12 protein-coding genes are annotated in these 13,012 nt (G+C 71.0%); 8 read left to right on the forward strand and 4 right to left on the reverse strand.

The window, feature by feature from the left end:
- Positions 1-126: 126 nt before the first annotated feature.
- The 3 genes from ITJ62_RS02370 (at position 127) to ITJ62_RS02380 (ending at position 2,433) form a co-directional block, all read left to right on the forward strand.
- A complete protein-coding gene (locus tag ITJ62_RS02370; protein ID WP_228497778.1) occupies positions 127-684 on the forward strand; it encodes a TetR/AcrR family transcriptional regulator in 558 nt (185 codons plus the stop codon).
- A gap of 125 nt (positions 685-809) precedes the next feature.
- Positions 810-1,436, forward strand: coding sequence for an MSMEG_1061 family FMN-dependent PPOX-type flavoprotein (locus ITJ62_RS02375; protein WP_194599529.1), 627 nt, complete (start codon positions 810-812; stop codon positions 1,434-1,436).
- 52 nt (positions 1,437-1,488) lie between these two features.
- Complete coding sequence (locus ITJ62_RS02380) at positions 1,489-2,433, forward strand: PDR/VanB family oxidoreductase (RefSeq protein WP_228497780.1); 945 nt, start codon at positions 1,489-1,491, stop codon at positions 2,431-2,433.
- Positions 2,434-2,470: 37 nt separating this feature from the next.
- Here ITJ62_RS02380 and ITJ62_RS02385 read toward each other — a convergent pair whose 3' ends face one another.
- Positions 2,471-3,301 (reverse strand): MaoC family dehydratase N-terminal domain-containing protein, encoded by an 831-nt coding sequence (locus tag ITJ62_RS02385; RefSeq protein ID WP_194599530.1) that lies wholly within the window; start codon positions 3,299-3,301, stop codon positions 2,471-2,473.
- Positions 3,301-4,575: a CaiB/BaiF CoA-transferase family protein gene (locus ITJ62_RS02390; protein WP_194599531.1), complete on the reverse strand. Its 1,275-nt coding sequence runs from the start codon at positions 4,573-4,575 to the stop codon at positions 3,301-3,303. Before ITJ62_RS02390 ends, ITJ62_RS02385 begins: the two co-directional genes overlap by 1 nt.
- 169 nt (positions 4,576-4,744) lie before the next feature.
- Between ITJ62_RS02390 and ITJ62_RS02395 the strand changes: the two genes are divergently transcribed.
- The 5 genes from ITJ62_RS02395 (at position 4,745) to ITJ62_RS02415 (ending at position 10,255) form a co-directional block, all read left to right on the forward strand.
- The gene (locus ITJ62_RS02395; protein ID WP_194599532.1) at positions 4,745-5,755 is read left to right on the forward strand and encodes an iron ABC transporter permease; all 1,011 of its coding nucleotides are present in this window, start codon (positions 4,745-4,747) and stop codon (positions 5,753-5,755) included.
- Positions 5,752-6,807 carry a FecCD family ABC transporter permease gene (locus ITJ62_RS02400; protein ID WP_370581786.1) on the forward strand — a complete coding sequence of 352 codons (1,056 nt, stop codon included), beginning with the start codon at positions 5,752-5,754 and terminating at the stop codon, positions 6,805-6,807. Before ITJ62_RS02395 ends, ITJ62_RS02400 begins: the two co-directional genes overlap by 4 nt.
- On the forward strand, positions 6,804-7,655 hold the full coding sequence (locus ITJ62_RS02405; RefSeq protein ID WP_194599533.1) for an ABC transporter ATP-binding protein: 852 nt from the start codon (positions 6,804-6,806) through the stop codon (positions 7,653-7,655). Before ITJ62_RS02400 ends, ITJ62_RS02405 begins: the two co-directional genes overlap by 4 nt.
- 60 nt (positions 7,656-7,715) lie before the next feature.
- Entirely contained in the window at positions 7,716-8,714 is a 999-nt protein-coding gene (locus ITJ62_RS02410) for an ABC transporter substrate-binding protein (protein ID WP_194599534.1), read from the forward strand.
- A 176-nt stretch (positions 8,715-8,890) separates the two neighbouring features.
- Positions 8,891-10,255 (forward strand): MFS transporter, encoded by a 1,365-nt coding sequence (locus ITJ62_RS02415; RefSeq protein ID WP_194599535.1) that lies wholly within the window; start codon positions 8,891-8,893, stop codon positions 10,253-10,255.
- A 167-nt stretch (positions 10,256-10,422) separates the two neighbouring features.
- Here ITJ62_RS02415 and ITJ62_RS02420 read toward each other — a convergent pair whose 3' ends face one another.
- On the reverse strand, positions 10,423-11,211 hold the full coding sequence (locus tag ITJ62_RS02420; RefSeq protein ID WP_079704789.1) for an ABC transporter ATP-binding protein: 789 nt from the start codon (positions 11,209-11,211) through the stop codon (positions 10,423-10,425).
- The gene (locus tag ITJ62_RS02425) at positions 11,208-13,010 is read right to left on the reverse strand and encodes a dipeptide/oligopeptide/nickel ABC transporter permease/ATP-binding protein (protein WP_194599536.1); all 1,803 of its coding nucleotides are present in this window, start codon (positions 13,008-13,010) and stop codon (positions 11,208-11,210) included. Before ITJ62_RS02425 ends, ITJ62_RS02420 begins: the two co-directional genes overlap by 4 nt.
- Positions 13,011-13,012 lie beyond the last annotated feature (2 nt).

Below are 13,012 nucleotides of genomic sequence, written 5' to 3' on the forward strand. Positions count from 1 at the left end.
GGCCTCGATCCATACCGGACATCATTGTCCGGTACACGTTACGCCGTCCAGGTCATGGCCACCAGCCCTCACGGTCGGCTCCCAGCCGGGTGCTCAGGACCGGCCGCGCGGCGTTACGCTACCGGGATGTCGCCCACGCCCCCGAAGCCGAACCGAGGCCCGAGCGCGGGACCCGAGAACCGCCGGGCGCTCGTCGCCGCAGCGCGTCAGGTCTTCGCCGCGGACGGCTTCAGCGCTCCCCTCAGTGCGGTCGCGAAGCGGGCGGGCGTCGGACAGGGCAGCCTGTACCGGCACTTCCCCGACCGACTCTCCCTCGCGCTCGCGGTGCTCGACGAGAACGTCGGCGAGCTGGAGGAGCACACCGGGCGACCCGATGCGACCCTCGACACCCTGCTCGACGTCGTGATCGACCAGGCCCTCGTCACCTCGCCCTTCGTCGAGGCGATCCTGGGCGAGGGCGACGACCCGCGCGTCATCGAGCTCGGCACCCGCCTCGACCGCCTCGCGCACGCCCTGCATGCGAAGGAACTGGCTGCGCACCGCATCGCCGACCACGTCGAGCCCGACGACATCCTCATGGCGATCTCGATGGTGGGAGCGACGCTCACCCGCATCCCCGATTCCCATCGAGCCGACACCGCGGCGCGCGCGAAGGCGATGTTCCGCCGCTCGTTCGGCCGATGAACCGGGGCGGAATGATCACTGCGGCTGGGTCGGTGGCACAGGACACCCGCGAACCGTGTGCCGACAGCCCATTGAGGCGTGCGAGGGACGACCGTAGGGTCGGAGGGACAGAGAAGGGGTCCGCCATGCAGGCCAGCGCGTTCGCGTCGATCGACGTCGACACCATCCGTCGCTCCCTCGGCGAACCGGATCCCGCGGCGACGGCCAAGATCATGGACGAGCTCGACGAGAACTGCCTCGCCTTCCTCGCCCACTCGCCGTTCTGCACCATCGCGACGTCCGACGCCGACGGCCGGTGCGACAACTCCCCGCGCGGGGACTACCCGGGGTTCGTCCGGGCGCTCGACACCCGCACACTCGTGATCCCGGAGCGCCTCGGCAACCGGCTGGCCGACTCCCTGCAGAACATCGTCCAGAACGGCCACATCGGCATGCTGTGCTTCGTCCCCGGCATGAGCGAGACCCTCCGGATCAACGGCAGGGCCACCGTCACCGACGACCCGGCGCTCATGGCGATGCTCGAGCAGGACCACGTGACGCCGCAGCTCGCGATCGTCGTGCGCACCGAGGAGGTCTACCTGCACTGCGGGCGGGCACTCCTCCGCGGCGGGCTGTGGGACGCCGAGATGCAGGAGCTCGCGGCCGAGGTGCCGAGTGCGGGCCGGATCTGGGCGAGCATGTCGGGTTTCAGCACCGAGGTCGGCGACGCCATCGACGAGGCGGTCGCCGTCGGGAACCAGAGCCTGTACTGATGGCTGGAAGCGAAGAGCCTGTACTGACGACTGGAAGCAGGAGGAATTCCTGATGCGCAATCGCGCGGGCATGACCCCGCTCATCGTCCAGGAGATCGTGCGCGAGACGCCGACCATCGTCAGCGTCGTGCTCGCCGATCCGGAGGGTCGCCTGCTCCCGCCGTGGGACCCCGGAGCGCACATCGACCTGCAGCTCATCACCCGCCACGAACGGCAGTACTCCCTCTGCGGTGACCCGGCGGACGAAGACCGGTACCGGATCGCCGTCCTGCGGGAGGAGCACTCGCGGGGAGCGTCGCACTACATCCACAACTTCCTCAAGGTCGGTCGGAAGGTGTTCATCCGGCCACCAAGGAACCTGTTCCCACTCTCGGACGCGAAGCGGCACCTGCTGCTCGCTGCCGGCATCGGGATCACGCCGCTGCTCTCGATGGCCCGGCGGTTGGCTGCGGGCGACGCCGACTGGACCCTCGTCTACGCGGTGCGCACGCGGGAGGACATCGCGTTCGCGCCGGAACTCGAAGCCCTGGGCGACCACGTGCGGATCCACGTCAGCGCGGAGAGCGGCCGACTCGACCTGGCCGGTCTCCTCGCGGGACTCGAGCCGGGCACCGACGTGTCGGCCTGCGGGCCGCGCGGGTTCACGGACACCCTCACGAACCTGGCCGAGACGCTGCCCGAGGACTGCCGGTTGCACCTCGAGCGGTTCGAGCCGAAGCCCCGCGCCTACCTGCCGAACACGGCGTTCACCGTCGAGTGCGCGAGGTCGGAGCGGACCGTCGAGGTTCCCGCCGGACAGACGATGCTGCAGGCGATGCAGGCCGCGCGGGTCGGTGTCGCCGGGTCGTGCATGCGCGGCGTCTGCGGCTCCTGTGCCGTGCAGGTGGTGGACGGGACGCCGGAGCATCGCGACTCCCTGACGACCGACGACGCGTCGATGATCATGTACCCATGTGTGTCGCGTTCGCTGACGCCGACGCTCGTGATCGACGCGTAGGCGGGGCGACACTGCGACAGCATCGGCGCCGGGCGACTCAGGGGCGCCAGGTGGCGTCCGCCGAGGCCAGGACCGTACCGTCGGCGGCACGCACGACGACCGAGGTGCCCTCCGGGCCGGCCGTCCCCGCGATGCGGAACGCCGTGTCGACGAGCACCGGCGCCTTCGCCCGGAAGCGGACCGACGCGAGTCGACGACCACCGGCGTTCGCGGTGAGGGCGTCGAGCACCAGGATGCGGGTGAGCGGGCCGTGCACGAGGAGGTCGTCGAGCCCCTCGACCTCACGCGCCCACTGGCGGTCGTAGTGGATGCGGTGCGTGTTGCCCGTCACGGCCGAGAAGCGGAACAGCTGGCGGGAGTCGAGTGACCGGGTCACGGCCCAGTCGGCTCCGGCGTCGGGATCGACCTCCTCGGCGGCCACCTCGGGCGCAGCCGTCCGTGGGGAGGGCACCGCGGGCTGCGCCTCGAGGAACACGTCGTGCCAGGTGCTGCGGACGGCGACCTCACCGTCGACGAGGTACTCACGCACGAGGTCGGCGAAGACCAGGCGGCCCGCCCGCCCCTGCTTCTCGACGAGCGAGCCGAGGCTCGTGCGCTGCGTCACCACGTCGCCGTGGCGGAGCGGCGCCAGGAACTCCGTGTCCTCCCCCGCGTACATGCGGCGCGGCAGGTCGATGGTGGGCAGCACGCCGTCCTCCGCCGGGGAGCCGTCCTCGCGGAGCTGCGCGAACGGTGTCTCGAACGGGAAGTGGACGCCCTCCCAGCCGGCGGGGAGCTCCTCACCCAGGAGCGGTTCCGGTGCCGCGGTCGCGAAGGTGCTGCGGTACCAGGAGGCGGGACCGAGATCGAGGGTCTCCTCGCGGTCCACTAGATCACCCCGTCGGAACGCAGCGCCGCGATGCGGTCGGCGTCGTACCCGGCGAGCGCCGTGAGCACGTCGTCCGCGTGTTCGCCCATGTGGTTCGCGGGACGGTCGGTGGTCGCGGGGGTCGCGCTCAGTTTGATCGGCTGGCCGAAGGAGCGGAGGGTGCCGAAGGAGCCGTAGTCGGTCTCGACGACCATGTCGCGTTCGGCGGTCCCCGGGTCCTCGACGACCTCGCCGATGGTCTTCACTGCGGTGAGCGGGACGACGTCGCCGGCCAGCTCCTCGAGCTCGGCGCGGGTGCGGTCTGCGAACCAGGAGACGACGAGCGGCTTGACGCGTCGGGCGTAGACCTCCTCGTCGAAGCGCTTGCGCATGGTGTCGATCTCGGGGTCGGCGATCGCCTCGGGCGTGCCGAACAGCTCGCAGCTCGCCTTCCAGAGCTTGTCGGTGTACGCGCCGAAGAACACCTGTCCGTCGGCACAGGGGAACAGCTCGTAGGGCCGGACCCAGGCGTGTTCGTTGCCGGAGGGCGAGGCGACGGTGCCGTCGACGGTGTAGTCGACGACGGCGGTCTCGGTCATCGCGATGATGCTGTCGACCTGGGCGACGTCGACGAGCTGCCCGACGCCGGTGCGCTCGGCGTGCCGGAGCGCGGCGAGGGTGCCGATGACGCCGAACATCGTGGCGGAGAGGTCGCCGATCGTGACGCCGACGCGCACGGGCGGCTGGTCCGCGTAGCCGTTCATGGACCAGAGCCCGCCGGCGGCCTGGGCCGTGTTGTCGAACGCCGGACGGCGGCTCCGTGAACCCGTCTGCCCGTAGCCGGAGATCGCGGTGTACACGAGCTTCGGGTTGATGGCGGCGAGCGCCTCATACGACAGACCGAGCTTCGCCATCGTCCCTGGTCGGAAGTTCTCGACGAGGATGTCGGCGCTCGCGACGAGGTCGCGTAGCACCTCCTTGCCCGCGTCGCTCGCGAGGTCGAGCGCCAGGCCGAACTTGCCGCGGTTGTACTGGCCGTAGTAGCCGCTGAACTCCTCGTCGCCGTCACGCAGGTAGGGCGGGAAGCCCCGGGAGACGTCGGGGTCGTTCGGGTTCTCGATCTTGATGACGGTCGCGCCGAGGTCGGCGAGCATCGACGCCGCGTAGGGGCCGGCGAGGACGCGGGAGAGGTCGAGGACCACGACGCCCTCGAGCGAGCCGGGCGGGACGGCGAGTCGTTCCGTGGCGGCGAGGACCGCTTCGGTGTCGGCTCCGGTCGACGGCTGCTCGGCCATGCGTGTCCTCCTGATCGCTGTACTCCGTACCGGTCAACGGTATCGGGCGATGGAAGCCTCTCCCATGGGTGAACCCCACACCTCCGGCGCCGATCCATGGACCGCCCGTCCGTCACCGACGACGACGGGTGTGCATCACGACGGGGATAGGTGAGGCTAGGCTAACTCCATGCGCAGCGCGACCCTCCTCCGATCGAGACGCGCGCTCGCCGTCGGCACACTGACAGCCGCGCTCCTCGTCATCGCCCTCGCGAGCCTGATGCTCGGCAGCAACCTCATCAGTCCCGTGGCCGTCCTCACCGCTCTGTTCGACCCCACCCAGGACACCGGCGCCGTCGTCTGGGGGTCGCGGGTGCCGCGCACGGTGCTCGGCGTCCTCGTCGGCGTCTGCCTCGGGATCGCCGGTGCCGTCATGCAGGGGCAGACCCGCAACCCGCTCGCCGACCCCGGCCTGTTCGGCGTCTCCGCCGGCGCGAGTCTCGCGGTCGTCGTCGGGGTCTACGTGCTCGGCACGAGCTCGGTGGTCACGACCCTCTGGCTCGCCCTGCTCGGCGCCACCGTCGCCAGCGTCGTCGTGTTCTCCGTCGCCGCGCTCGGCCGCGGACTGTCGAGTCCCGTCCCGCTCGCGATCGCCGGCACCGCCGTCTCGGCCCTCCTCGTCGCCCTGACCTCGTACCTCGTCCTCTCCGACGAGACGACCCTCGCCGCCTATCGCATCTGGGTGGTCGGTTCGCTGTCCGGCCGATCGCTCACGGGCGTCGACGCGGCCCTCGTCTTCGCCGGGCTCGGCCTCGTGTTCGCGGTCGCCAACATCCGCTCGTTGAACGCCCTGGCGCTCGGGACCGAACTCGCGAACGGCCTCGGCGAGAACCTCATCCGCGCGCGACTCGTGGGGCTCGCCGCGATCACCCTGCTCACGGCCGCCGCCGTCGCCCTGACCGGCCCGATCGCCTTCGTCGGACTCACCGCGCCGCACATCGCCCGCACCCTCGTGGGCGGGCATCACGGCTGGCTGCTCCCCGCCTCGGGGCTCGTCGGCGGGAGCGTGCTGCTCGCGTGCGACGTGATCGGTCGCCTCATCGGCGGCACCGCCGAGGTGCCCGTGGGCGTCGTCCTCACCGTCGCGGGTGGGGTCGCCTTCATCGCCATCGTGCGCCGCGGACGGATGGCGGAACTGTGAGCGCCGTGCAGGAGGGCAGCCGCTTCTTCGGTCGCCTGTGGCGAGGGCGGGTCGTCGGCGTCACGATCGCCTGCCTCGTCGTCGCGCTGGCGTTCGCCCTGCTCGGGATCGTCGCCGGTTCGTCGTCCCTGACGATCCCCGACGTGATCACCACCCTGCTCGGCGGCGGGACCGGTGGTCAGGAACTCATCGTGTTCGAGCTCCGCCTCCCCCGCGTCGTCGGCGGACTCCTCGTCGGTGCGTCCCTCGGACTCGCCGGGGCGCTCACCCAGACGTTCGCACGCAACCCGCTCGCCACCCCGGACATCCTCGGTGTCACCTCGGGTGCCGCGCTCGGGGCCGTGGCCGCGATCGTCCTCGTCGGCGGCAGCTACTCCGTCGGGGCCGGCGCGCTCAGTCTCGGCCTGCCCGCCATGGCCGCGATCGGCGCGCTCGTCACCTCAGCCGCCGTCTATGCGCTGTCCTGGCGCGGCGGGGTCGACAGCTTCCGACTCATCCTCATCGGCATCGGCGCCACCGCGACGCTCGGCGGCATCACGAGCTACCTCATCGCCCGGGCGCAGATCACCGAGGCGGCAGCGGCGGCGCAGTGGCTCGTCGGCAGCCTCTCGGGCATCTCCTGGTCGAGCGTGTGGCCGGTGCTCGTCGCGCTGGTGATCCTGACGCCGATCGCGGTCCTGCAGACGAGCAGCCTCGACATCAGCCAGCTCGGCGACGAGTTGTCGACCGGCCTCGGCGTCGCGGTCCAGCGGCATCGGATCGTCGTCATCGCGTGCGCGGTCCTGCTCGTCGCCGCAGCCGTGTCCGCCGCAGGGCCGATCGAGTTCGTCGCCTTCGTCGCACCACAGATCGCCCGCCGCCTCGCCCGCACCGGCCGTCCACCCCTGCTCGCCTCCGCGCTGCTCGGAGCCGTCATCGTCACGGGCGGCGACGCACTCGTCCGTGGCGTCCTGCCGGGCGAGATCCCGGTGGGCATCATCACCGCGATCGTCGGCGCGCCCTATCTCATCTGGTTGCTGACGCGCCGCAAGGAACGGGAGACCTCCGCATGACCGACCCCGCCACGACCGCATCCCTCGTGAAGGAACGCCCGACGCCCGCCCTCGAGGCTCGGGGCGTCTCCCTGGCCTACGACCAGACGGTGGTCTTCGAGGGGCTCGACCTCCGCATCGAGACTGGCGAGGTCACGACCCTCATCGGCGCCAACGGTTGCGGCAAGTCGACGCTGCTCAAGGCGTTCGGTCGCCTGCTCACCCCGACCGCCGGCACGGTCGAACTCGACGGTCGCGGTGTGCGCTCGATCCCGACCCGCGAGGTCGCGCGCCGCCTGGCGATCCTGCCGCAGAAGCCGCTGACGCCGTCGGCGACGACCGTCCGCGACCTCGTCTCTCGAGGGCGACACCCGCACCAGAGCCTCCTCAAGCCCTGGACGCCCGCCGATACGATCGCGGTCGACGAAGCGCTCGCCGCCACCGGTCTCGAGACCCTCGCCGACCGCGACACGGCCTCCCTGTCGGGCGGCCAGCTGCAGCGGGCCTGGATCGCCCTGGTCCTCGCGCAGCGGGCCCCCACGATCCTGCTCGACGAGCCGACGACCTTTCTCGACCTCAGCCACCAGCTCGACGTCCTCCGACTCGTGCGGTCGATCAACCGCGAGCGCGGCGCGACGGTCGTCATGGTCCTGCACGACCTCACCCTCGCCGGCCGGTACTCCGACCGCCTCGTCGTCGTGGGCGGCGGCCGGGTCATCGCCGATGGCACTCCCTGGGAGGTCCTCACCCCGGCCGTGCTCCGCGAGGCGTTCGACCTCGACGCGATCGTCATCCCCGACCCGAGCAGCGGTTCGCCACTCATCGTGCCCGTCGACCCCGACGACGCGATCGCCCTCGACGCGGAGTGATCCGGGCGATCGGGCATTCCGATATCGTTTCGTGACTTAGGTTCGGCTACCCTAAGTATCATGACGATCTCTTCACGCCTCCGCCGCGCCGCACTCGTACTCGTGCCGGCGCTCGCCCTGGTCGGCCTCGCCGGCTGCTCCCCCACCGCCGCATCCGACGCCGACAGCAGCGGCGCCTGGAGCTACACCGACGACACCGGCACCACGGTCAAGCTCGACGAGCAGCCCAAGCGCGTCGCGAGCTTCGCCGACTACGCGCTCGGCCTGCACGGCAACGGCATCGACCCCGTCGCGGTCTTCGGTCGCGTCGACGTCGCCACCGACAAGCGGTTCTCGGACTACGACCTCGGCGACACGGCCATCGTCGGCAACAGCTACGGCGAGATCGACCTCGAGGCACTCGCCGAGGCGGCACCCGACCTCATCGTGACCGGGATCTACCCGACCGACCGCGACGGCACGCTCGACCTCAAGGGTCCGTACTACGGCGTCGCCGACGTCGAGCAGCAGGAGCAGCTGGAGAAGATCGCTCCGGTCGTCGCCATCAAGGTCGGCGGCAAGGGTGCCGACGTCATCGCCTCGCTCAACAAGCTGTCCGAGGCGCTCGGAGCAGACGAGGACACCATCGCCGCGGCGAAGGAGAAGTACGACGCGGCTGCAGCAGACCTGACCGCCGCGGCGAAGGAGACCGACCTCGAGGTCACGCAGATGTATGCGGACGCGAGCGGCATCTACGTCGTCAAGCCGCAGGACGAGCCGGAGACGGAGCTGTACAGCGAACTCGGCGTGAAGTACACGAACGCCAACCCGGACGGCTACTACTACTGGGACATCTACAGCTGGGAGAACGCGGGCCAGGCGATGACCGGTGACGTCCTGCTCGTCAACGTCGAGGGCTTCCAGCAGAGCGACCTCGAGGCGCAGGCGACCTTCGCCTCGCACCCGGCACTCGTCGCCGGTCAGATCCACTCCTGGAACACCGCCGCCCTCGACTACACGTCGCAGGCGAAGCAGATGGAGACCCTCGCCGGGATCCTCCGCGAGTCGAAGGCGCTGTAGCGAGACGGGGTTGGGTGGGGTGGGGCGCGCCGCTCGTGCGCACCCCACCCCGTGTGCTCCCGACGCACCGGATCGGCTCCGGAGTGTGCCGACCGCACATGGGCTGAGCCTCCAGACGGCCGGTAGCCTCGTCAGGCGTCCCGGCCGTCCGGGTGCGCCCAACACGAAGGAGTGCCATGGCCATCCAGAGCGCGCGCGAGAGCGAAACACGCGGATCCGACACCACCGCCGTCGGCCAGAGCGACATCGATCGCGACGGCCTCGACTCCCGGGTGCAGCGTCGCCGCGCCATCCTCGCCAGCTCGGTCGGCACCGTCATCGAGTGGTACGACTTCACCCTCTACGGGCTGGCCTCCGCGCTCGTGTTCGCGCCGCTGTTCTTCCCCGGCGCCGGCGACCTTGCCGGCCTGCTCGGCGCGTTCGCCGGCTTCGCGGTCGGCTTCGGTGCCCGCCCGATCGGCGGCCTGATCTTCGCCCACTACGGCGACAAGCTCGGGCGCAAACCGACGTTGCTCATCACGCTCCTCTTCATGGGCGTCGCGACCACCTTCATCGGCCTCCTCCCCACCGCCGACGCCATCGGCATCTGGGCTCCGATCCTGCTCATCGTGCTGCGGATCTTCCAGGGCATGGGCTCGGGTGCCGAGTTCGCCGGCGCGATCACGATGGCGAGCGAGTCCGCCGACGTGAAGCACCGCGCGTTCGCCGCGTCGTTCCCCGGCGCCTCCGTCTACGTGGGCATGGCGCTCGCGACCACCGTCTTCGCCGTGGTGAGTACGCTGCCGATCGAGCAGTTCCAGAGCTGGGGTTGGCGGATCCCGTTCCTCGCGAGCGTCGTCATCGTCGCGTTCGCGCTGTACTTCCGTCTGCGGGTCAAGGAGACGAAGGCGTTCGAGAGCGCCGAGGAGCGCGGCGCGGTCACCTCGGCACCGCTGGTCGGCGCCATCCGCTCGCACTGGCGGGTGATCCTCTGCGGCATGGGGCTCTTCGCGTTCGCACTGCCGTGGGTCTACGTCGTGCAGGTGTTCTCGCTGTCGTACGTGACGGGCACGCTGAGCGTGAACCCGACGGAGGCGCTCATTGGCCTCATCGTCGCCGAGGTCCTGACCATCCCGACGGCGCTGCTGTTCGGTCGCCTCGCCGACCGCATCGGTCGGAAGCCCGTCCTCATGGGCGCCGCGATCTTCGGCGTGGTCTACGCGTTCCCGATGTTCCTGCTCTACGACACGGAGCAGTCGGCCCTCGTCGCCCTGGGCCTCATCCTGGGCCTCGCGGTCATCCAGGGTGCCACCATCGGCACCTCGGGAGCGCTGCTCGCCGAGATCTTCCCGACCTCGATGCGCTGGAGTGGCATCGCACTCTCCCGTGAGATCCCGGCCGCCCTCGTCGGCGGGACGGTCCCGCTCGTCGCGACCGCGCTCGTCGCCGCGAGCGGTGGCGCGCCGTGGTTGGTGGCGGCGTACCTGCTGGTGCTCAGCGCGATCGGCATCGTCGGGATCGCGTTCCTCCCGGAGACCCTGCCGCGCAAGCAGCGCGGCTGACCTGTTCCCCCGGTCCCCGCCCTTCGACAGGCTCAGGATCCGCCCGAAGGGCGACGTCACCCGTGGGCACTTCGACAAGCTCAGTGACCGGCGGAGGTGCGCTCAGTGACCGGCGGAGGTGAGCTCAGTGACCGGAAGAGGCCGACCCGGTGAACCCCGGTCCCTGGCTACTCCTCGTCCCAGGTCATGCGGCGGCCCATCACGGGCACCGAGGCCAGGAGCTCACGGGTGTAGGCGTCCTCGGGAGCAGCGAGGACGGTGGCCGTGGGGCCCGCCTCGACGACCCGGCCGGCCTGCATGACGCTCACCGTGTCACACATGTAGTTCACGACGGCGAGGTTGTGGGAGATGAACAGCACCGTGAGTTCGAGCTCGCGCTGCAGCTCGCGCAGCAGGTTGAGGACGACGCCCTGCACCGACACGTCGAGCGCCGAGGTGATCTCGTCGGCGATGAGGACCTCCGGTTCGGCCGCGAGCGCCCGGGCGATCGTGATGCGCTGCCGCTGACCGCCCGAGAACGCCGACGGCAGGTCACCAGCCCGGTCCGGGTCGATGTGCACGCGCTCGAGCAGCTCGCCCACCCGGGACCGCTGCTCCGAGCGACTCCAGGAGCGCCCCGTCGCCCGGGACCCCTCGGCGATCGACAGCCCGATCGGCATGCGCGGGTCGAGCGCGGAGTACGGGTCCTGGAAGACGAGTTGCACGCGTCGACGCGCACGACGGGCAGCGGACGAGCGCCCGACGATGTCGGCACCGTTCAGTCGGATGCCGCCGGCGCTCGGGATGACGAGGCCGACGGCGGCCGCGGCGACCGTCGACTTGCCCGAGCCGGACTCCCCCACGAGGCCGTGGGACGTGCCCGGGCGGACCGTGAGGTCGAAGCCGTCGACCGCGGTGTGCGCGGACGCGCCGTGGCCGTAGCGGACCGTGAGGCCGGAGAACTCGAGACCGGTCATGCGCGCTGTCCTTCGGTGGTGATGGGCTGGTCCCGATCGGCCAGGTCGTCCTCGTCGATCGCACCGATGACCGGGAGCGGCATGGTGCGGTCGGAGGTCATGTCGGGGACGCAGGCGATGAGCCCACGGGTGTACGGGTGCCGCGCCTCGTGGAGGCGGTCGGCGTCGAGCGATTCGACGATGCGGCCGTCCTTCATGACGAGGATGCGGTCGCAGAACCCGCTGACGAGCGCGATGTCGTGCGAGATGAGCAGGATCGCAGCGCCCGTCTGCTCCTGCGCCTCGTGGAGGACCCGGAGGACCTGGCGCTGCACCGTCACGTCGAGCGCCGTCGTGGGCTCGTCGGCGATGAGCAGCTTCGGGCGGCCCATGAGCCCCATACCGATCATGGCCCGTTGCCGCATGCCGCCGGACAGCTCGTGCGGGAACTGCTTCAGGCGCTTGGCCGGAAGCGGGATCCGCACCGACTCGAGCGCGGCCTCGGCACGCTTCGTCGACTCGGCCGCCGACAGTCCCTCGTGGACCTCGACGGTCTCGCGGAGCTGCTTGCCGATCGTGAGCGAGGGGTTGAGCGAGGTGAGCGGGTCCTGGAAGACCATGGCGAGCTCGAGGCCGAGGCGGCTGCGCTCGGCCTTCGTGAGCGGTGCGGTCATGTCGATCCCGCGGAAGCTCAGCTCCGAGGCCTGTACCGAGGAGTCGGGCCCGAGGAGGGCGGCGATCGCCATCGCACTCACCGACTTACCCGATCCGGACTCGCCGACGACACCCACGACCTCGCCGGGCATGATCGTGAGGCTGATGCCGTGGACGCGCTCGACGAGTCGGCCGTCGCGGTCCGGGAAGGCGACGCGGAGGTCGCGCACCTGCACGACGGGCTCCTGGTCGGCCGGCGTCGCAGCCGCAGCCGAGGCGGTCGTGGGAGCCGCGGTGCGACGACGCGCCGGCGCGGGCAGGCCGAGCAGCCGCTTCGACGACTCGTTCCAGAGCTCGCCGAGCTGCGTGAAGATGACGCCGCACACGACGAGCGCGATGCCGGGACCGATCGCCGCCATCGGGTTCCCGTAGATGCGGGCGATACCGAGGCCGAGGAGGCGACCCCAGTCGTACTCGGGCGCCTGCACCCCGAGACCGAGGAAGGACAGGCCGGCGAAGGCGAGCAGCGTGCCGGAGGCGGAGACCGCCGCGTTCACGAGCATCGGCGGGAGCATGTTCGGCATGACGTGCCGGACGAGCACCTCCGCCTGCCCGACGCCGGCGATCCGCGCGGCCTTCACGTAGTCGCGACCGATGAGGGACGAGGCGAGCGTGTACGTGAGGCGGGCGAAGGTCGGCACGCCGGCGAACCCGACGGCGAGCATCGCGCCGGTGGCGCTCGCGCCCCAGATCACCGAGAAGAACAGCGCCATGAGGAGCCAGGGGAACGACAGCAGGATGTCGATGAGTGCGGTCACGAGTCGGCGGAGCGGTCGAGGCAGGACCGTCGCGACGGCCCCGAGCAGGACGCCGCCGATGACGGAGATCGCCGTCGCGCCGAGGGTCAGCAGCACGGACACCCGCGTGGCGACCATGACCCGGGCGAAGACGTCGCGGCCGAGCTCGTCGGTGCCGAAGGGGTGGGCGAGGCTCGCACCGGCGAGGCGGTCGGCCACGGACGTCGTGTCGGCGGCGGACCCCCAGACGGTCGGGCCGACGACCGCGACCACGATGATGAGGAGCGCCCCGATCGCGCCGGTCAGGCCGCGCGGGGTGCGGAGGCGGTCGAGCACCGGGGACCGGTTCGAGCGGGTGGATGCACGCATGA

Source organism: Plantibacter sp. VKM Ac-2876, assembly GCF_015350715.1.
Classification (GTDB): domain Bacteria; phylum Actinomycetota; class Actinomycetes; order Actinomycetales; family Microbacteriaceae; genus Plantibacter; species Plantibacter auratus.

Bases quoted from the DNA above. Each gene is read 5' to 3' on its own strand.
- ITJ62_RS02370 (WP_228497778.1), top strand. From the start codon at position 127: ATGTCGCCCACGCCCCCGAAGCCGAACCGAGGCCCGAGCGCGGGACCC.
- ITJ62_RS02375 (WP_194599529.1), top strand. From the start codon at position 810: ATGCAGGCCAGCGCGTTCGCGTCGATCGACGTCGACACCATCCGTCGC.
- ITJ62_RS02380 (WP_228497780.1), top strand. From the start codon at position 1,489: ATGCGCAATCGCGCGGGCATGACCCCGCTCATCGTCCAGGAGATCGTG.
- ITJ62_RS02390 (WP_194599531.1), bottom strand. From the start codon at position 4,575: ATGGCCGAGCAGCCGTCGACCGGAGCCGACACCGAAGCGGTCCTCGCC.
- ITJ62_RS02395 (WP_194599532.1), top strand. From the start codon at position 4,745: ATGCGCAGCGCGACCCTCCTCCGATCGAGACGCGCGCTCGCCGTCGGC.
- ITJ62_RS02405 (WP_194599533.1), top strand. From the start codon at position 6,804: ATGACCGACCCCGCCACGACCGCATCCCTCGTGAAGGAACGCCCGACG.
- ITJ62_RS02410 (WP_194599534.1), top strand. From the start codon at position 7,716: ATGACGATCTCTTCACGCCTCCGCCGCGCCGCACTCGTACTCGTGCCG.
- ITJ62_RS02415 (WP_194599535.1), top strand. From the start codon at position 8,891: ATGGCCATCCAGAGCGCGCGCGAGAGCGAAACACGCGGATCCGACACC.
- ITJ62_RS02420 (WP_079704789.1), bottom strand. From the start codon at position 11,211: ATGACCGGTCTCGAGTTCTCCGGCCTCACGGTCCGCTACGGCCACGGC.
- ITJ62_RS02425 (WP_194599536.1), bottom strand. From the start codon at position 13,010: ATGCGTGCATCCACCCGCTCGAACCGGTCCCCGGTGCTCGACCGCCTC.